The 20,106-nt window shown below is 42.8% G+C and carries 15 protein-coding genes; 6 read left to right on the forward strand and 9 right to left on the reverse strand.

Annotated elements, in window-relative coordinates:
• Positions 1-10: 10 nt before the first annotated feature.
• Positions 11-1,420, reverse strand: a complete 1,410-nt coding sequence (glnA, locus tag P2E05_RS01175) for a glutamate--ammonia ligase (protein ID WP_154624404.1) — start codon at positions 1,418-1,420, stop codon at positions 11-13.
• Positions 1,421-1,797: 377 nt separating this feature from the next.
• Positions 1,798-2,454 (reverse strand): PadR family transcriptional regulator, encoded by a 657-nt coding sequence (locus P2E05_RS01180; protein WP_230085891.1) that lies wholly within the window; start codon positions 2,452-2,454, stop codon positions 1,798-1,800.
• Between the two features lie 421 nt (positions 2,455-2,875).
• Here P2E05_RS01180 and typA point away from each other — a divergent pair, with 421 nt between their 5' ends.
• Positions 2,876-4,699, forward strand: a complete 1,824-nt coding sequence (gene typA / locus P2E05_RS01185; RefSeq protein ID WP_163860532.1) for a ribosome-dependent GTPase TypA — start codon at positions 2,876-2,878, stop codon at positions 4,697-4,699.
• A gap of 73 nt (positions 4,700-4,772) precedes the next feature.
• Here the strand turns inward: typA and abgT are convergent, their stop codons facing one another.
• From abgT to P2E05_RS01200, 3 genes are all read right to left on the reverse strand, one after another.
• Positions 4,773-6,302, reverse strand: a complete 1,530-nt coding sequence (gene abgT / locus P2E05_RS01190) for a p-aminobenzoyl-glutamate transporter (RefSeq protein WP_154624406.1) — start codon at positions 6,300-6,302, stop codon at positions 4,773-4,775.
• 87 nt (positions 6,303-6,389) lie between these two features.
• Positions 6,390-7,838: a M20 family metallopeptidase gene (locus tag P2E05_RS01195; protein ID WP_163860533.1), complete on the reverse strand. Its 1,449-nt coding sequence runs from the start codon at positions 7,836-7,838 to the stop codon at positions 6,390-6,392.
• Complete coding sequence (locus P2E05_RS01200) at positions 7,831-9,156, reverse strand: M20 family metallo-hydrolase (RefSeq protein ID WP_163860534.1); 1,326 nt, start codon at positions 9,154-9,156, stop codon at positions 7,831-7,833. Before P2E05_RS01200 ends, P2E05_RS01195 begins: the two co-directional genes overlap by 8 nt.
• Before the next feature lie 269 nt (positions 9,157-9,425).
• On the opposite strand from P2E05_RS01200, the gene P2E05_RS01205 reads away from it, so the two are divergent.
• The 4 genes from P2E05_RS01205 (at position 9,426) to fabY (ending at position 12,495) form a co-directional block, all read left to right on the forward strand.
• Complete coding sequence (locus tag P2E05_RS01205) at positions 9,426-10,349, forward strand: LysR family transcriptional regulator (protein WP_163860535.1); 924 nt, start codon at positions 9,426-9,428, stop codon at positions 10,347-10,349.
• Positions 10,350-10,436: 87 nt separating this feature from the next.
• Positions 10,437-11,051: a glucose-1-phosphatase gene (gene yihX / locus P2E05_RS01210; protein WP_154622469.1), complete on the forward strand. Its 615-nt coding sequence runs from the start codon at positions 10,437-10,439 to the stop codon at positions 11,049-11,051.
• A gap of 60 nt (positions 11,052-11,111) precedes the next feature.
• Positions 11,112-11,549: a D-aminoacyl-tRNA deacylase gene (gene dtd, locus P2E05_RS01215; protein WP_154622470.1), complete on the forward strand. Its 438-nt coding sequence runs from the start codon at positions 11,112-11,114 to the stop codon at positions 11,547-11,549.
• Between the two features lie 22 nt (positions 11,550-11,571).
• Complete coding sequence (fabY, locus tag P2E05_RS01220; protein ID WP_154622471.1) at positions 11,572-12,495, forward strand: fatty acid biosynthesis protein FabY; 924 nt, start codon at positions 11,572-11,574, stop codon at positions 12,493-12,495.
• A 62-nt stretch (positions 12,496-12,557) separates the two neighbouring features.
• Here the strand turns inward: fabY and P2E05_RS01225 are convergent, their stop codons facing one another.
• Both P2E05_RS01225 and P2E05_RS01230 read right to left on the reverse strand, forming a co-directional pair.
• Positions 12,558-14,357 (reverse strand): AsmA family protein, encoded by a 1,800-nt coding sequence (locus P2E05_RS01225; protein WP_249999677.1) that lies wholly within the window; start codon positions 14,355-14,357, stop codon positions 12,558-12,560.
• Positions 14,358-14,473: 116 nt separating this feature from the next.
• Complete coding sequence (locus tag P2E05_RS01230; RefSeq protein ID WP_163860537.1) at positions 14,474-15,856, reverse strand: uracil-xanthine permease family protein; 1,383 nt, start codon at positions 15,854-15,856, stop codon at positions 14,474-14,476.
• A gap of 235 nt (positions 15,857-16,091) precedes the next feature.
• Here P2E05_RS01230 and gltS point away from each other — a divergent pair, with 235 nt between their 5' ends.
• The gene (gene gltS / locus P2E05_RS01235) at positions 16,092-17,306 is read left to right on the forward strand and encodes a sodium/glutamate symporter (protein WP_154622474.1); all 1,215 of its coding nucleotides are present in this window, start codon (positions 16,092-16,094) and stop codon (positions 17,304-17,306) included.
• Positions 17,307-17,397: 91 nt separating this feature from the next.
• On the opposite strand, the gene P2E05_RS01240 is transcribed toward gltS, so the two are convergent.
• Together P2E05_RS01240 and recG are read right to left on the reverse strand one after the other, a co-directional pair.
• Positions 17,398-17,946 (reverse strand): NADPH-dependent FMN reductase, encoded by a 549-nt coding sequence (locus P2E05_RS01240; RefSeq protein ID WP_154622475.1) that lies wholly within the window; start codon positions 17,944-17,946, stop codon positions 17,398-17,400.
• A gap of 75 nt (positions 17,947-18,021) precedes the next feature.
• Positions 18,022-20,103, reverse strand: a complete 2,082-nt coding sequence (gene recG / locus P2E05_RS01245) for an ATP-dependent DNA helicase RecG (RefSeq protein WP_276122980.1) — start codon at positions 20,101-20,103, stop codon at positions 18,022-18,024.
• Positions 20,104-20,106 lie beyond the last annotated feature (3 nt).

The raw sequence follows: 20,106 nt of genomic DNA on the forward strand, positions 1-20,106 counted from the left end.
GAACGGCGTGTTACACACTGTAGTACATTTCAAATTCTAGTGGATGCGGCGTCATGCGGACACGTTGAATATCGTTACGCAGTAATTCAATGTAGGCGTCGATAGCGTCATTAGTGAAGACACCACCACGCGTTAAGAATTCGCGATTTTTATCTAATTCATTCAGCGCTTCTTCTAATGAACCCGCAACCGTTGGGATCTCTTTCGCTTCTTCTGGTGGCAAGTCATACAAGTTTTTATCCATTGCATCACCTGGGTGGATCTTGTTGATGATGCCATCAAGACCCGCCATCAGCTGGGCAGCAAACGCCAAATAAGGGTTAGCAGCAGGGTCTGGGAAACGAACTTCAATACGGCGCGCTTTGGTGCTAGCAACAACAGGAATACGGATAGATGCTGAGCGGTTACGTGCTGAGTAAGCCAACATAACGGGTGCTTCAAACCCTGGAACCAAACGTTTATAGGAGTTGGTTGTTGGGTTAGTGAAGGCATTCAACGCACGAGCGTGTTTGATAATACCGCCAATGTAGTAAAGCGCCATTTCAGATAACCCGCCGTACTTATCGCCTGCAAATAGGTTGATACCATCTTTTGACAGTGACATATGACAGTGCATACCTGAACCGTTATCGCCAACTAAAGGTTTTGGCATAAAGGTCGCTGTTTTACCATAAGCATGTGCGACGTTATGCACGACATATTTATAAATCTGAGTTTCATCCGCTTTTTTCGTCATTGTATTAAAGCGACATGCCACTTCGTTTTGTCCAGCAGTAGCGACTTCATGGTGATGCGCTTCAACCACTAAGCCCATTTCTTCCATTGTGGTACACATTGCAGAACGCAAGTCCTGTGAAGAATCGACAGGCGGAACAGGGAAATAGCCGCCTTTTACGCCTGGACGATGACCTTTGTTACCACCTTCATATTTAGTGCCGGTATTCCATGCCGCTTCAATATCATCGATATGATAGTAGCTGCTGTGCATGCTATTACCAAAACGGATGTCATCAAAGATGAAGAATTCAGGTTCTGGCCCAAATAACACGGTATCCGCGATCCCACTAGAACGTAAAAAATCTTCCGCGCGTTGAGAGATAGAACGAGGGTCACGGTCGTAACCTTGCATGGTACCTGGCTCAAGGATATCGCAACGAATGATCAATGTTGGATCCGCAAAAAATGGGTCAAGCATTGCAGTTGATGGATCTGGCATGAGCACCATGTCAGATTCGTTAATGCCTTTCCAGCCACCAATCGATGAACCGTCAAACATTTTGCCTTCTTCAAAGAAGTCTTCGTTGACTTGATGAGCAGGGATGGTGATGTGCTGCTCTTTACCTTTGGTATCAGTAAAACGCAAATCGATAAATTTTATTTTGTGCTCTTCTATCAGCGATAAAACGTGTTCTGAGGACATCGTCGGCTCTCCTGGTCAGGTCGGTTTTGCAAAATAATCACAGGCAGTTGGATTATTTTTTGCCATTATTTCTGGCTTTTCAGCGTCAGTTAATCAAGGTGTCACTTCTTACATAAAAATATAAGCGAAAAACGTGCCAACTTTTAAAATAGCCTAAATACGGCATATTACAACGTTATGACAAACGGATAAGGAAATAAACAGCAGTAATTGCACTAATATGGTGCAATTTGCTTTTTGATTGCACAGATGTAGTGCAATTTGACTAGGATGGGATTTAAATTGACGTAATAAAGTCGATTGATTGGCTATTTAGCCTTGTGCTTGACGTCTAAGCCCAAGGCTGTTCATTTTATAAAAATGGCTAAATAACAACATTATTCATCGATATTGTCAGTCAGTAATGTGTTTACTTGCTCAATTTGCTGTACTGCATCATTAATGATCTGTGCGATTTGGCGTGTTTGGGTTTCATTTAGTTGCTTTAGCACCATTTTATGGCGCAATAATGCTTTGAAACGGTGAACCGCCATTTCGATTTCTTCGGATAAATTACCGCCGTGCTGCATGTCGCGAGCTTTGGCTAATTTACGGAAAATAGTGGCCTCAATCTCTTGATTCGCTTTTAAATGTTCGGCACCTTCCGCGGTAATTTTGAAGCTTTTACGATTACGTTCAATTATTTCTGATTCAAGAAAACCTTGCTCTTCAAGTAACGTTAGCGTTGGGTAAACGACCCCAGGGCTTGGTACATATAAACCACTGGACGCTTCTTGAATATCTTTAATAATTTCATAGCCATAGCTTGGTTTTTTGGCAACTAATGACAGCACCATAATGTGCAAATCACCATGGTCGAATAAACGACGTAATCCACGTCCACGACCTTTATGACGACCTTCGCCATGTCTACGGCCCTTACCATGACAATGACGACCTTCACCATGACCATGATCTTCGCCGTGGCAACATTGATGTCCATGGCCGTCTTCATGGCGTGAATGATAAACATGACGGCAGGTATGAATTCGCATATAATCCTCCTTAATTAGATATATCGAATTAGCTTGAGTTAAATATAAATAGATATATCTAATTAGTCAATTTAGATATATCTAAATCACATTAAAAGGGTCGAAAACTAGATATTGTGCAAAAAAATCTATTTTTTATTCTTTTTTTAGGCGGATAATTAATGGTACAAAGTGTATTATTCTGCTACTTTGTGGTTTTTCAGTACTGATACGGGTTATTTTCTGATATATTCCGCGATTGTTACGCAACTGAATGTTTTTTAGTTAAAAACTTTTTATACAGTGATGGGTTTCACATTTATTCCACTTGTGCGGAAAAACGTGTAAAATAACAGCAAATTAACGTAGAAAGTATGCTTCCTATATCGATTTAGGCGCAATAAAGCATATTCCTTTCCTGTCAATTAAACGGTAAAAATCCTTGTCAATTCAAAACTTAAGAAATATCGCCATCATCGCTCACGTTGACCATGGCAAGACAACACTGGTTGGTAAATTACTACAGCAATCAGGCACGTTCGGTGAACGTGAAACTGTAGATGAGCGTGTTATGGACTCCAATGACTTGGAGAAAGAGCGCGGTATCACCATCCTTGCTAAAAACACCGCGATCAAATGGAATGACTATCGCATTAACATCGTAGATACCCCAGGCCACGCCGACTTCGGTGGTGAAGTTGAACGTGTTATGTCAATGGTTGACAGCGTTCTGCTGGTGGTTGATGCGACTGATGGTCCTATGCCTCAAACGCGTTTCGTTACCCAAAAAGCGTTTGATAATGGCTTAAAACCCATTGTTGTTATCAATAAAGTTGACCGCCCAGGCTCACGTCCTGATTGGGTAGTTGACCAAGTATTTGATTTATTCGTTAACTTAGGTGCAACGGATGAACAGCTTGATTTCCCTATTGTTTATGCATCTGCAATAAACGGTATTGCGGGTCTTGACCATACTGATATGGCTGAAGACATGACCCCACTTTACGAAGCTATCGTAAAATACGTTGAGCCACCAAAAGTTGATTTGGAAGGCCCTTTCCAGATGCAAGTATCACAGCTAGATTACAACAGCTACTTAGGTGTTATCGGTATTGGTCGTATCAAGCGTGGTACAGTGAAACCAAACCAGCAAGTGACGGTGATCGACAGCGAAGGTAACACTCGCAATGGTAAAATTGGTAAGGTACTGACTCACTTAGGTTTAGAGCGTATTGACTCTCAACAAGCTGAAGCTGGTGACATCGTTGCGCTGACGGGGTTAGGTGAACTTAATATCTCCGACACGATTTGTAACGTGGGGAATGTGGAAGCGCTGCCTGCATTAGCGGTAGATGAGCCAACAGTTAGCATGTTCTATTGTGTTAACACCTCACCATTCTGTGGTCGTGAAGGTAAGTTTGTGACATCTCGTCAGATTCTTGACCGCTTGAATAAAGAACTCGTTCATAACGTGGCGTTGCGTGTTGAAGAAACCCAAGATCCAGACGCATTCCGTGTTTCTGGTCGTGGTGAGTTGCACTTATCTGTTCTGATCGAAAATATGCGTCGTGAAGGTTTCGAATTGGCGGTTTCTCGTCCAAAAGTTATCTTCCGTGAAGTTGATGGTCGTAAACAAGAGCCATTTGAACAAGTGACCTTAGATGTTGAAGAACAACACCAAGGTGATGTCATGAAGGCGTTGGGTGAACGTAAAGGTGACCTACGCGATATGATGCCAGATGGTAAAGGTCGTGTACGTCTTGACTACATCATTCCTAGCCGTGGCCTGATTGGCTTCCGTACTGAGTTCATGACGATGACATCAGGTACTGGCTTACTGTATTCAACATTCAGCCACTATGATGATGTTCGTCCGGGTGAAATCGGCGGCCGCCAAAATGGCGTATTGATTTCAAACGGTCAAGGTAAAGCGGTTGCTTATGCACTGTACAGCCTGCAAGACCGCGGTAAGCTGTTCTTAGGTCACGGTGCAGAAGTGTATGAAGGCCAAATCATTGGTATTCACTCACGTTCAAATGACCTGACTGTTAACTGCTTAACAGGTAAGAAATTGACTAACATGCGTGCATCGGGTACTGACGAAGCCACAACGCTGTCGCCACCAATCAAAATGACTCTGGAACAAGCGCTTGAGTTTATTGATGATGACGAGTTAGTTGAGGTCACTCCACAGTCTATTCGCCTACGTAAGCGTCACTTGACTGAAAACGATCGCCGCCGTGCAAATCGTTCAAAAGATGACTAATTATCGTTAGCGAGATAGCTATCATGAAGAAGGCGCCCAAAAGGCGCCTTTTTTATCCGTATAGGCAGATGCGTTAAGGATGGAGTAGAGGATAAACCCCTGGGCCTATTGGTAAGCCGGCATAGTACCAACCTACGAGTAGTAATATCCAAACGCCAAAGAAGACTAATGGGTAAGGCAAAATTAAGGTGTAATAGGTGCCGAGTTGGGCATTTTTGTAATATCGCTGCAAGAAACCTAAAAATAGTGGCAAGAAAGGGGACATAGGCGCTAGCGGTAATACGGCAGAATCTGCAATGCGGAAAACTATTTGGGCAAAAGCTGGGTGGAAGCCTAATAAAACAAACATGGGCACAAAGATAGGCGCTAGGATAGACCAAATCGCCGAGCCACTCGCAATAAACATACATAAAAATGCGGATAAAAACATCAAGCCAATAAACGCAGGAACACCTGTCATCCCTAAATTTTCAAGTAAGTCAGTTAAACCTATTGCCATAAATTTCCCCATATTGCTCCAATTGAAAAAAGCAACAAACTGGGAAAGTGGGAAAACCATAACAATAAAGCCTGCCATGCTTTTCATTGGATCAACTAATAAATCAGGGATATCGTTTGGTTTTTTAATCTGCTTTGTCGAAATACCATAAGTAATAGATACCACAAAGAAGAAAATAATAATGACAGGAACAATGCCTTTAATGAAAGGAGATGGAATAACCGAGCCAGTTTGAGGGTCACGAAGCGGGGCGCCTTCCGGCACAACCATTAACGCAACAATAGCGATAAAGATGAGTGCTGAAAGTCCGCTCATTAATAACCCACGATTTTGTAATGGTGTCAGTTTTTCTAAGCGGTCATTAGAGGTTCCTTCCCATTTTGGTAGCCTAGGCTCAATAAATTTGTCCGTGAGTAATGCGCCAGCAATCGTTAAGACAATCACGGAAGTCGCCATAAAATACCAGTTATCAATCACACTAACATGTAAGTTAGGGTCAATGATCATTGCCGCCTCAGTACTAATGCCTGAAAGTAAAACGTCGGTGGTGACAATGAGTAAGTTAGCGGTGAATCCCGAGCCTACGCCGGCAATAGCGGCGAGTAAGCCTGCAACTGGGTGACGCCCTACCGCAATAAAAATTAATGCGCCTAATGGGGGCATGACGACAAGAGCCGCATCTGATGAAATATGGCTAAAAAACGCGATAAAGAGCACCATGTAACTGGCATAGCGTTTATTAATTCCTGACGCCATTTTGTACATTAAGGCTTGCAATAAACCTACTTTCTCAGCGAGACCCGCCCCGATAACTAATGCGAGAATTGCCCCAAGAGGCGCGAAGCTACTAAAGTTTTTGACGATATTAGGCAATATCCATTGAATGCCTTCAACGCTCAATAAATTCTTAACCGAAACCAGTTCACCGTTAGCGGGATTTTTGACGGATAAATCGAACCAAGACAGTATTGCAGTAGCAACCATTAGGATCGCGAGAAGATAGACGAAGAGAATAAAAGGATTAGGTATTTTATTCCCGACACGCTCTATCCAACGAAAAATAGCACCTGGACTTTTATTCATTGAAGTTGCAGTTTGATTCATGATGTTTTCCTATGTATTTGCAATTATTGTTATTTTTATAATTGTGATGGCGGGCGTTATGATTGTTATTTGCCCGCCAATGTCACGTTACTGCAATTTTGACGGCTTCACGTCAGATGGAATTGGACAGTGATAAGGTTGTTCATCACGCTGACGTTGGAATTCATTTTTTGCTTGAGCAAGTAAGCTGGGTGTCGTTAATAGTTCGACGGCAGTAGCGGCCATAATTTTTCCTGCTAATAACATGCCTTTATGCGCAATGGATGTTCTGCCTTGTGCAACTAATTGCCATGTATGTAGAGGCGTACCGAATGCAAAGCAGGGACTAAAACACTGTGCGGTCGGGGTCACCCAACTGACATCGCCCACATCGGTGGAGCCGTACATCAGTTCTTTTGATTCAACATAAGGTAAAACCTCATCTGTTAGCGCTTTATTGCCTTGACGTTCACCCCAATGAACCGCTTCTTCACCACCACTACGCGCTGCATTTAATTTGGCATTGCGTAAATCATCTTTAGTGAGTGTGGCATGGATCTCCTCGGCAAATTGGCGTTCTTGCGAGTCATATTCAGGAATGCCGTAAGTGGTAATATGTTGGTACATCGCTTTTTCAATCGTACGATTTGGTACATAATTTGAACATGCTTTATCAAAACGAATATCGAGTTCTGTACCTGTCATCAAGGCGGCACCTTTAGCGATATCAATAACGCGTTGATATATATCTTGAGCTTGGTCTAGTTGAGGAGCGCGTACAAGGTACAAGACTTCAGCATCGGCTTGAACGACATTTGGGGAGGCGCCCCCTGTATTCGTCACTGCATAGTGAATACGTGCTTCTTGGATAACATGCTCACGTAAGAATTGAACACCCACATTCATTAAACTGACGGCATCCAGCGCACTACGTCCTAAATGAGGTGAGTTTGCCGCATGTGCTGCAATACCTTTGAAACGGAACGCTGTCTGGATATTGGCAAGTGATTGCACATTAAAAACGCCACTGAAAGATTCAGGATGCCAGGTGACAGCAGCATCTACATCATCAAAGAGGCCTTCTCTTACCATGAAAGTTTTACCAGAACCGCCTTCTTCTCCAGGGCAGCCATAGAAACGTACGGTGCCTGACAACTGGTTTTCTTCGAGCCATGCTTTTACAGCAAAGGCTGAGGATAATGCGGCAGTGCCAAGTAAATTATGCCCACAACCGTGGCCGTTACCATTTTCAATAACAGGATTAGGTTGACTACAAGCCGAATGCTGACTTAAACCTGCAAGTGCATCGTATTCACCGAGTAAAGCAATAACAGGGGTACCTGAGCCAAAACTGGCGATGAACGCGGTTTCTATATCACCAACCCCTCTTTCAACCTGAAATCCCTCTTGCTCCAGCGCATCGGCAAGAAGATTAGCAGAAAAGGTCTCTTCAAACCGCGTTTCAGGGTGGTCCCAAATCGCATCACTTAACTGGGTAAAACGAGTACGATTTTGCTCAATATAATTATTAATAAAGGATGTGAATGTCTTACTCATGAGTTTTGCCTCCAAATTCAGGTAGCGAAAGCGCGATGGTCGCTAAGGTTTTGACGGCAACAGGCATGACATCTTCATCAAAATCAAAGCGCTCGTTGTGGTGACCCGCGCTTAATTCAGTACCGAAAATCATATAGGTTGCTTGTCCACCTTGTGCTTTTGTACGCTCCATAAAATAGGTCGCATCTTCTGAACCCGCAGCTTGAGGTTTATCTTTGATGACGGAGGTCAGCTCAGGGATTTTGTTCTGTGCAAGACCCATAATAAAATCGACCCATTCAGGGCTAGGGTGACTACTTTGTGCCGCTCCCATTAAGTTGATTTTGAAATCAACATCCTGCATTTTTGCTGCACCTTCGATGACATTAAGTGCTTTTTGATACATAAATTCGTTGATTTCATTCGTTTCGCCGCGTGTCTCGACTTTCATTAAGGCGTGATCGGCAATCACATTACGTCCGATACCTGCATTCAGTACGCCAACATTAATACGAGAGCTACCTTCACTGTGACGAGGGATAGCATATAGGCCAAGTGTCGCTTGAGCCGCAGCCACTAATGCGTTTTTACCTTCTTCGGGCCTTGCTCCCGAATGGGCTGCTTTACCATGAAATGTGACATCAAATTTAGTCGTAGCGAGAAAACTTTTGCTACCGCACACGAGTTCCCCTTTCGGAACACCTGTACCGATATGTATTGCGACAAAAAAATCCACATCATCGACCACACCCGCGGTTGCCATTGATTTTGCTCCGCGAGTTCCTTCCTCAGCCGGTTGGAAAATCAGTTTAATTCGACCTGTTAGCTGTGATTGAAACTGCTTCAATATATGAGCTAAACCAAGGCCAATAGCGGTATGTCCATCATGACCACAGGCGTGCATCATGTGTGAATTACAAGAAGCAAAGCCTTCTGCATGAGGGCGGTGTTGTGCGGTGAGATCCTCATTAAGGTCTAATGCATCCATGTCGACACGAAAGGCGAGTGTCGGTCCTGGTTTACCGGTATCTAATGTGGCAACGATACCGGTAAATCCGCCAGAAAAATGGGGAAGCCATTCTGTTAACGCACCTTGCTCAATAGCGCGTTTTTCTTGTTCGGCAAACTGTTCTGGTGTCGGCAACCCCATACGATCTTCCGCTTTAATAACGTCTTTTCCGAGTTGTAGCTGATAGCCAAGGCGAGCGAGTTCATCTGCGACTCGTGTTGCGGTTCGAAATTCAAACCAACCTGATTCTGCATATTGATGGAAGTCACGGCGCCAAAGTTGTAGTTGATGTGTGATGGACTCAATGGCGTTATTTAAAGAAATCTCCATAATTGTTATCTCTTTTAGTTATCACGATAAAATAGAATGGCTCGGTATAAATACCCAGTACGATTTGATTTCGGTGAAATTAAATTTTATTTAATAATTTCAAAATAATTTAATATGTTGTGTTTCTTTATTTTAATAAATAAAAATAGTTAATAAGTATTGATGTTAATTATTTGTTATCGTCATGCATTGACTGTACACAATCAAAATAGGGTAAAAAAGATACAATTATCTTTGCCTATATAACTAATGGTTATCAGGGAATTCATATGGCTTTGCCAATAAAACTGAATCAGTTGAGAGCGTTTGTCGAGGTAAGTCGCCATGGCAGTATTAGAGCGGCTAGTCGTTTTTTACAGCTTTCTCAGCCCGCATTAACGAAGTCTATTCGTGAATTAGAGGCTTCTTTAGGCGCAAAATTGTTTATTCGCAGTAATCAAGGGATCTATCTGACGGAAAGTGGAGAAAGTTTTTTGCGTCGTGCCAGTATCATTCTTGAAGAGTTACGTGTCGGGCAAGAAGAGATACAGCAGCGTATAGGCTTATCCAGCGGCACGATTAATATTGGGGTTGCAGGCAGTATTGCGCGTTCAGTGATGCCAAAAGTGATTATTCAATTCCATCGTGACTTTCCAAATATCAAAATTCGGATTATGGAAGGACAACTCTTGACGATGTTACCTCAGTTACGCCAAGGTGAGCTCGATTTCACTGTAAATACGTATTATCCCGGTAGCCTAGATGCGGAATTCAATTTTGAACGTTTAATGAGCAAGGAATACAAGGTGATCATGCGTAAAGATCACCCAATGAAGCATGCCACCTCATTAGAGCAGCTCACCCACTGTGATTGGACGATGCCAACACCGAAAGGCACTTACTATAAGCAACTGTCTGAAGTGTTCTCTAGGATGGATAAACCGATGAGCTTTAGTGTGACATGTGAAACCTTGATCGGTTGTATGAGTTTAGTGGCGCAGAGTGATTTCTTGACGATAGTGTCTATCGATACTATTGATGACCCTCTATTTGAACAACAATTCATTGCGCTCGATCTCGCTGAAAAGCTTCCTTATGCGACTTTTGCTCTTGTACGGCGACGAGATCATACGTTATCGCCAGCAGGTGAACATTTGGCGAGATTATTCCGTATCTACTGTCACGATAGAGATGATGGTCACGTGTATTCATAAAAAACAAAAAATAATCTGTAATTAGGGCTGTTCAGTTGTATGAATAATGATTAAAGTGAATTTAGTTAATAACAACGAGGAAACGGTATGCTGTATATCTTCGATATGGGTAATGTGATTATTGATATCGACTTTAATCGTGTATTTGATAAATGGTCAGAACTCAGTGGAATACCGTCTGAGCAAATCAAGTCGCGGTTTACTTTTGGGAATATCTTCCAACAACATGAATGTGGCAAAATCTCAGATATCGAATTTGCAGAAATGTTATGTGAAGAACTTGGCATTACACTCAGTTTTGAAGAATTCGCGGAAGGCTGGCATGCGATATTTATGTCAGTAAGACCAGAAGTGATTGATATCATGGAACGCCTTCGTGAACAGGGGCATCGTGTGGTTGTTTTATCTAACACTAACCGCCTACACCTTGATTACTGGCCTGAACATTATCCTGAAATTGCAGCTTCCTCAGACTTTTTATACTTATCTCAAGACCTGGGGATGCGCAAACCTGATCCAGCTATTTACCAATATGTTCTTGAATCTGAAGGATTTGATGCAGCTGATGCTATCTTCTTTGATGATGTCGAGGACAATATTAAGGCTGCCGAAGCATTAGGTATTAAAGGTGTCCATGTCGTGAATAAAGACACGGTACCTGAATATTTCCGCACTTATGACTTCAGTGCTGAAGTCGAATAATTGATGAATTATCACCATGGAGTAACCTAAACTGTTACTCCATATTTTTGTCGAGTTATCATGATTGCATTAATACAGAGAGTCGCTCATGCAGCAGTGGTTGTTGATGAGCAGGTGGTTGGTCAAATTGATTCTGGGTTACTTGTTTTGCTCGGTGTTGAAAAAGATGATGATGAACAAAAAGCAAAACGGTTGTGTGAAAAAGTACTTGGCTATCGGATTTTTAGTGATGAACAGGGAAAAATGAACCTGAATGTTCAACAAGCGGGTGGGAGCTTATTAGTTGTCTCTCAATTTACATTGGCAGCTGATACTAAAAAAGGAATGAGACCTAGTTTTTCTGGGGGAGCTGAACCTACGCGGGCTGAACAATTATATGAATATTTTGTTGAGCAAAGTCGCCAACAAGGTGTGATCACTGAAACAGGGCAATTTGCCGCGGATATGCAAGTCAGCCTGACCAATGACGGTCCTGTGACTTTCTGGTTGCAAGTCTAATTCTACTATTAAGGGGGAGACTATGTACCATCTGCGTGCACCGAAAGATGAAGCGGAATTTGATGCTTATTACCAGTTCCGCTGGGAGATGTTACGTAAACCCTTTAATCAACCATTTGGTTCTGAAAAAGATGGTTATGATCTTACCGCTTACCACCAAATGGTTGTTGATGATAAAAATCGTATCTTAGCCATTGGTCGGCTTTATATTAATGCCGATAACGAAGGCGCGATTCGTTTTTTAGCGGTGAATCCAGCAATGCAAGGAAAAGGGCTGGGTAAACTCATTTTGATGGCGTTAGAGTCAATTGCGCGGCAAGAAAGTGTCAAACGTATTGTGTCGAGCGTCCGAGAAGAAGCGGTTCCCTTTTTTCGTAAGATAGGCTTTGAAAGCCGAGGTCTGATTGCCGGTGAGCTCAAAACACCTGTTCGTCACTATTTAATGATCAAACCGATCGAGACACTTGACCAGATCCTTCATCGCCCTGATTGGTGTGGAGAGTTACAACAAGCTTGGTATAAATATATCCCATTAAGTGAAAAAATGGGGGTTCGAATTGAACAATATACAGGGCAAAAGTTTATTACCACTATGCCAGAAGCTGGCAACCAAAACCCTCACGAAACGATTTTTGCAGGAAGCCAATTTTCGTTAGCCACCCTGACAGGTTGGGGATTGATTTGGTTATTAATGCAAGAGCATCAACTCGGTGGTGATATTGTATTAGTGGATGCCAATATTCGTTATAGCAAGCCAGTGAGTGGTAGACCCACCGCTATTGCGGATATGTCGCAAATGAGTGGTGACCTTGACCGTCTTGCGAGAGGGAGTAAAGCAAGGGTAAAACTTGAAGTGACAGTGAGTGGAACTAACGGCGAGGCGGGGGCCGTTTTTAGCGGTGTGTATATGGTGTTACCTGTTGAGAAAACAGTAAAGTCACTGTAATGCCTTTCGTATATACTGATTTTAAAGGCAGGCCAAGCGTGATCGCTGGCCTGCCTTGTTATTTATTGAGTAATCAGCGCGGGAATTTGCTCATTTGTTGGCAAAATATTCGTGGGAATAGCGTCGGGAGCCGTAGCAGGAGCGGGCTGAGGCTCCATCGGTGAGGCCTCATTTTCAACTGATGAGGTGACGACGCCTTTCACAACGGTTCGATACATCTGTTTCCCTTGTAATGGTATTGCCACTAATTCACCATTTAAGCTGCTAGCTAATGATGGTGCTAACAAGTCACCTTGCAATGAGGCATCAAAATCACCCACGATTTGAGATGGGAAGCCTTGCCAACCCCATTGATTTAAAGCGGAAAGCTCAATATTAGTCCCTGAGGCTCGGAGTAAAAAGGGGATTTTTTTAGGGGATTGCTTGACTAATAACCCTAACTTCACCAGCCCTTTGTCTGTGCTTGTAGTGAATGAAGCCGCAGCAGAACTTTGACCACTTTGGCGTAAGTCCATATAAGGCCGACGTATCATAACTTGATTGATGGTTCCACTATCGGCATTAAAGGTGGCCTTGCCACTCCAAATCCCCCATTGTTTTTGTTTAATAAGGCTGACGTCTTCTATTTTGCCGCTCAGTGCCGTGAATTCGAATGGGAAACTAGGGGCAATATTCATCAATAAAGACTGCGATAAGGTAAATTGTTTGATCGTTAAGCCGGATAACCAATCAGGTGAGGGTTGGCTGAAGAAATGTAGCCAATTTTCAGGCAAGGTATATAAAATACCGGCTAATTTGCCGTCATTGAGTGTCAGCGTTTTATTATTACGTTGCCATACACCATTAAGGCTAAATACCCCTTTGTAATAATAACCTGAAAGTTTCTCGATATTGAGGTTATCGCCTTGAAGGTTGAGATTGCCAATCAGCGTATCAAGTTGTTGATCATTAATAACGAGTTGATTAATGCTGAAATTAATATGACTTTCTGGGCTACTCCAACTACTTCTGACCCAGTCAAGGTGGTCGATTTCAGTATTGAGCCCTGAAATTGCCCAATCTTTTCCTTGGATATCCACATTAGTGAGAGCGACATTTTTCAAGGACACTGTACGGTGACTATTGAGAGCCTGATTTAATGAAGCAAAGGGAATATTATTTTGCCAACCAACTTTGTCCATGACTAAAGAATCAACTGTGATGGTGCTGTCCGTTAACACCTTTCCTGAGCCTTTAATATAACCATTATTGAGGTAGCCACTGGCTTGAGTAAATTCAGTAAGATTTTTTTCGAGCTTACCGGTGACTGCAACCGTTTTTAATGGTAACTCATTAATATTCAATTCTTTTGTGGTAAATCGAAAGTCTCCGTAGCCGAAAGGATGGTTAGTCGTGGGGTGCCATGGTGTAATGCCACCCGTAAAGCCAAATACGTTGAACTTATTATTTGCTTGATTTAGTTGAATACGGCTATTTTCAAATTGCAGGATATTGGCATTTAAAGGTATTGGCGTGGCAGTCTCTACAGAGGAGATATCTAAATTCCCTTCGGTGATGACTAATCGACGAATGGCGGTGCCACTCAATAAATTACGCCAGTTTATATCAACAATCATTTGCTTAGCATCCAAAGTCATATCTTTATGACGTGACACAATGTTGACGTCTTGAAAGATAAATTCTCCAGCATTGGCAAACTCATGCCCCATGATACCCACTTTAATATCATAATCAGTGAATTTACTTAACAACTGACTGGCATAGGATGCACCCCAGCGTGTTTGCAGCCCAGCGTAAGTAAATATAACCACTAATAACAACAGTAGTAAAAGGGTCGTGATGAGCTTAGTTAACCACCTCATGGTTTATCTGCCTCTCCATATATTGGATTGTTTGGATGAAAGCGCTGCCGGGTAAATGACTAAGATAGAATACAGAATAACCGCCAGTGTATTCAACTCTGGCGGTAAATGATAGGTTACTTTTCGTGAGGGAAAATTAAATTCAGAATAATTGCAGTTAAACCGCCTGCCGCGATACCGGATGAAAATAAAGTTTTCAGCCAGTCCGGCGCAAACTGTAAAATCAACGGCTGCTGCGAAACCCCCATTCCGACGGCAAGGGATAATGCAATAATCATGATCGCTCGACGATTAAGTGGTTCACGGGAGACAATACGTACGCCAGATGCCGCGATGGTTCCGAACATCACAATTGTTGCTCCGCCAAGTACAGGCTCAGGGATCTGTTGTACAAAACCGGCAACAGCTGGGAATAACCCTAATAAAACAAGCATTAACGCTACGATATAGCCGACATAACGGCTGGCGACGCCAGTAAGCTGTATCACCCCATTATTTTGACCAAAACAGGAGTTAGGGAAAGTATTGAAGACGGCAGATACCATCGAGTTCAAACCATTCGCTAAGACGCCACCCTTAATTCGCTTCATATAGATTGGACCACGTACCGGCTGTTCTGAAACATCGGATGTTGCCGTAATATCACCAATCGTCTCTAAAGAGGTCACCATAAATATTAGCATCAGCGGAATTAACAGATTCCAATCAAACGACAACCCATAATAAAACGGCTCAGGTATCGTTATCATGGATTGTTCCGCGTTTGTCTCTTGAGCTGTAGGTAACATATCTAACCACCAAGCAGCAATATAACCAATTGCCATGGCGATAACTAAAGAGGCAACACGCAAGTAAGGATTTTTTTGACGGTTAAGTAAAATGATAACAGCCAACACAATACCCGCTAGCAATAAATAATCAGGGGAACCGAAAGTATTATCAGAAATTGCGGTATGACCACCACCAATAGATGTTAATCCGACTTGAATGAGTGATAAACCAATTATCATGACAACAACACCCGAAACGAGAGGAGTAATTACCCGTCGTGCTAAATGTAGGAAGCGAGAGAGTACCACCTCAGTGAGCGCTGCAACCAGTAGTGTGCCAAAAAGTGCCGCCATCATCGAAGGAATATCAGCACCACCTTGTTTAAGTGCAACCCCTCCCATAATCAAAGGTGCAACAAAGTTAAAGCTTGTACCTTGTATTGAGAGTAACCCCGACCCCACAGGACCCCATGCTCGGATCTGTATTAAAGAGGCAATACCAGAAGCAAATAGAGACATGCTAATAATACGCTGAGTGTCATGCGCTGGAAGCCCCAATGATTGGCAAATGAGCATTGCCGGGGTGATCACTGCAACAAACATCGCTAAAAGATGCTGTCCAGCTGCAAATAATGCTTGGGGGAGAGGAGGTCGGTCTTCTAATCGGTAAATGAGTTCACTTTTAGGTGCGACGTCAACAGCCTGTTTTTGAGATACTTCGGTGGTCATTTTGGTCTTTCTCTGCCAACAAAAAAAGCATTGTAAAGCGACTAATTTAAAAAGCAATCGTTTGCGCGAAAAATATTTCTTCATTGTTAGATAAGGAATGTCACATTTTTATATGTTTTAACTTGTGTTTATCGCCAATTTTTTTTCTAATTCAGTTACCTGCTTTTGGCGTTTTAAGGAAGAAATTAACGTCTTACTAGTTTTAAATAATATTAACAACAGACGAGGTACATAAATGTATCATCTCGATGTCTACGGTACGCTTGTGGCAGCTACCCTTGTGCTATTGCTCGGACGTAAACTTGTAAAAACAGTTCCTTTCCTAGAGAAATATACTATCCCTGAGCCTGTTGCAGGCGGGTTGCTGGTCGCTTTTAGCTTATTAGTGATCAAGCAAGTATTCGATTGGAGCTTATCTTTCGATTTATCATTACAAGAACCGATGATGTTAGCCTTCTTCGCGACAATCGGTTTAAACGCAAACTTAGCCAGCTTGAAGGCTGGTGGTAAGGCACTCTTTATTTTCATCTTTGTGGTTGTAGGCTTACTGCTAGTACAAAATACGGTTGGTATTGCCTTAGCGGAATTACTTGGTCTTGATCCTCTTATGGGGCTGCTTGCTGGTTCGATTACCTTATCAGGTGGTCACGGTACCGGAGCTGCATGGGGTAAGATCTTCACTGAAAATTACGGTTTCCAAAGTGCAACTGAAGTTGCGATGGCATGTGCAACATTTGGTTTGGTACTCGGTGGATTAATCGGCGGTCCAGTTGCACGTTTCCTGATCCGCAATATTCCTACGCCAGGTACTGGGGATGATGATAAAGATGTCCCTACTGCTTTTGAAAAACCGCAATCAGGCCGTATGATTACTTCGATGGTACTGATCGAAACGATTGCTATGATCGCGATCTGTTTAATGGCAGGTAGCTATATTGCAGAGTTATTAGCGGGCACAGCGTTTGCTCTACCTAAATTCGTTTGTGTGCTATTTGTGGGCGTTATTTTAAGCAACAGCTTATCTATTGCGGGTTTTTATCGTGTATTCGACCGTGCGGTTTCTGTTGTCGGTAACGTGAGCCTTTCCCTATTCCTTGCGATGGCACTGATGAGCCTGAAACTTTGGGAACTGGCATCTCTAGCAATCCCAATGTTAGTGATCTTGGCTGTTCAAGCTTGTGTGATGGCAGGCTATGCCATTTTCGTGACCTTCCGTGTGATGGGTAAGAACTATGACGCAGCGATATTGGCGGCAGGTCACTGTGGTTTTGGTCTAGGTGCAACACCGACAGCAATCGCTAACATGCAGGCAGTAACGGATAGATTTGGTCCATCTCATCTTGCATTCTTAGTTGTTCCAATGGTTGGTGCATTCTTTATTGATATCGTCAATGCGATTGTGATCAAACTGTATTTAATGTTACCGGTATTTCCTTCAATAACGGGATAACAGATAAAAATAGATAAAGGTAAATAGCAGGTATTGCCGTGAATTTATTCACGGCAATTTTCGTTTATAGGGCACATAATAAATAATGAAATTAGCGCGATGTGTGTAACAGGCTCATCTGATGTAGCGCTGAAACAAGCTCATTTTCATAATGGTCAAGTGTTTCAGGGTAAGAGGTATCACTGTTGGAAGGTGAGAAATTAACCTCAGATAGCTTAATTTCTAAATGAGATTCTGTGGTACGCATATGAATACCTTGCAAAACTTGTTGCAACTGCTCCGCAGCTCTTCCACCACCTCGATTGGCATAACTGACCATTAAGGCAGGTTTGTTGTTCCACTCTTTATACAAATGGTCTATCGCATTTTTTAGTGCGGCTGGATAGCCCCAGTTATATTGTGGAAAAACGAAAATATAAGCATCGGCTTCAGCGATTTTTTTGCTCCAAGCAATGGTATGTGCTTGGGTATATATTCCTTCGGCGGGGAGATAGGGCTCATCATCCATTGGTAAATGCCAATCTCTGAGATCAAGGATTTCAGTTGGATAATTTTTCGCAGCGACATCCTTGACCCAGTGCGCTATCTGAGGTCCTATTCGTGCTTGTCGAACACTACCAATTAAGATTTGTATCTTCATGTTCCACTATCCCTTGTTGTTATGGCTTTTAATTTTTACAAAACGTATTAAGGTCTTTATAGTGCTACGATTGCATTAAGCTTGGCTGTATTGCTCGCGTTCAGGTAGCCACCTTTCAATAATCAATTTGGCATTTTCAGGATAGTTCTGCTGAATATGGCGCGCGATACGTTGTACTTCAGGCAACATATGCTGATCTCGCAGTAAATCAGCGACCTTAAATTCAGCATTGCCGGTTTGGCGTGTTCCTAATAATTCCCCCGGCCCCCTGATTTCCAAATCTTTTTGAGCAATGACGAAACCATCGTTACTGTCGCGTAATACTTGTAAACGTTGTTTGGCGACATGGGTTAACGGTGTTTTATAAAGCAGTACACAGTGAGAGGCGATAGCACCTCGACCTACTCGGCCTCGTAATTGGTGCAATTGAGCTAGCCCTAGTCGTTCTGGATTATCAATAATCATTAAACTTGCATTAGGAACATCAACACCCACTTCGATAACGGTAGTTGCAACCAGTAGCTGAATCTCATTATTTTTAAATGCCGTCATCACACTCTGTTTTTCGGCGGGTTTCATTCTTCCATGCACGAGAGCTACTTTTAATTCGGGCAATGCTAATGATAACTCTTCGCTCGTCGCTTGTGCTGCTTGCGCTTCTAAAACATCAGAATCATCAATTAAAGTGCAGACCCAATAGGCTTGGCGGCCCTCATCAATACAGGCTTGCCTGACACGTTCAATAATATCTTTACGCCGAGTATCGGGAATGGCCACTGTCGTAACAGGTGTTCGCCCAGGAGGCAGCTCATCAATGATAGAGGTATCCATATCAGCATAAGCGGTCATTGCCAAAGTTCTGGGGATCGGTGTGGCAGTCATAATTAATTGGTGGGGGTGAAACCCTTGTTGTTCACCTTTTTCACGTAAAGCGAGGCGTTGATGCACACCAAACCGATGTTGCTCATCAATGATAACCAAACCAAGAGTTTTAAAGGAGACATGCTCTTGAAACAGGGCGTGAGTCCCAATGACCATGCTCACCTCACCATTTGCAATGGCATCTTGCTGCTGCTGGCGCGCTTTACCTTTTTGCTTGCCAGCAAGCCAACCCACATTGATCCCGAGAGGTTCAAACCATAATTTAAAATTATTAGCATGTTGCTCAGCCAAAATCTCGGTTGGTGCCATCAAAGCCACTTGTTGACCATTTTCAATCGCAGATAAAGCCGCTAATGCGGCAACGAGTGTTTTTCCTGAGCCAACATCCCCTTGAATTAAACGCATCATCGGTGCATCTTTGACAAGGTCTTGTTCTATTTCGGTAACCACGCGATTTTGAGCGTTGGTTGGGGAAAAAGGTAACTGGGCTAAAAATTGTTTTTTGAGTTTGCCGTCCAGTGTCATAGGCTGAGCATAAAGGCGTTGATTGCCTGCACGGATCGCCAACATACTTAAATGATGTGCTAAAAGCTCTTCGAGTATTAAACGTTTTTGAGCGGGATGCTGACCTTTTTCTAGCTCACTTAAGGCAACGTTAGGTGGTGGAGTATGTAATAAGCGAATTGCCTCAGGAAGGCTGATTAAACCACGGCTAAGTTCTTCAGGTAATAGTTCTTTGATCTGCCCGTTATCTAATAGCGCTAACGCTTGCTCAATTAATTTCCTCAGTGTTGCCTGCCTTACCCCTTCTGTTGTGGGATAAACGGGGGTGAGGTTCTCTTGGAGAGAAATATTGGTCGTATCTTGAGAGACTTTATATTCAGGGTGAATGATTTCTGGACCAGTATTGCCACGACGCACCTCGCCATAAGCAATAACATGGCGACCTTCTGCAAGGCTATTTTTCATTGCTGCCGAAAAATTGAAAAATCGTAGAGTTAAGTTGCCTGTTCCGTCGGTGATAAGACTAGTCATCATGCGCTTACGGCCAAAGACGACCTTAGTTTGTAATACTTCCCCTAAAATAGTTGCGGTTGTACCTGGCAATAGGTCACGAATTTGGTAAAGACGCGTGTGATCTTCATAACGAAGAGGGAGGTGTAATAATAAATCTTGAACAGTATTTAGCCCTATCTTACTTAGTTTTTCAGATTGGCTAGCCCCAACGCCATGTAGCGTGGTCAATGAAATCGTATCAAGTAGGCCACTGTTCATTGT

The sequence above is a fragment of the Providencia stuartii genome, assembly GCF_029277985.1.
GTDB lineage: Bacteria > Pseudomonadota > Gammaproteobacteria > Enterobacterales > Enterobacteriaceae > Providencia > Providencia zhejiangensis.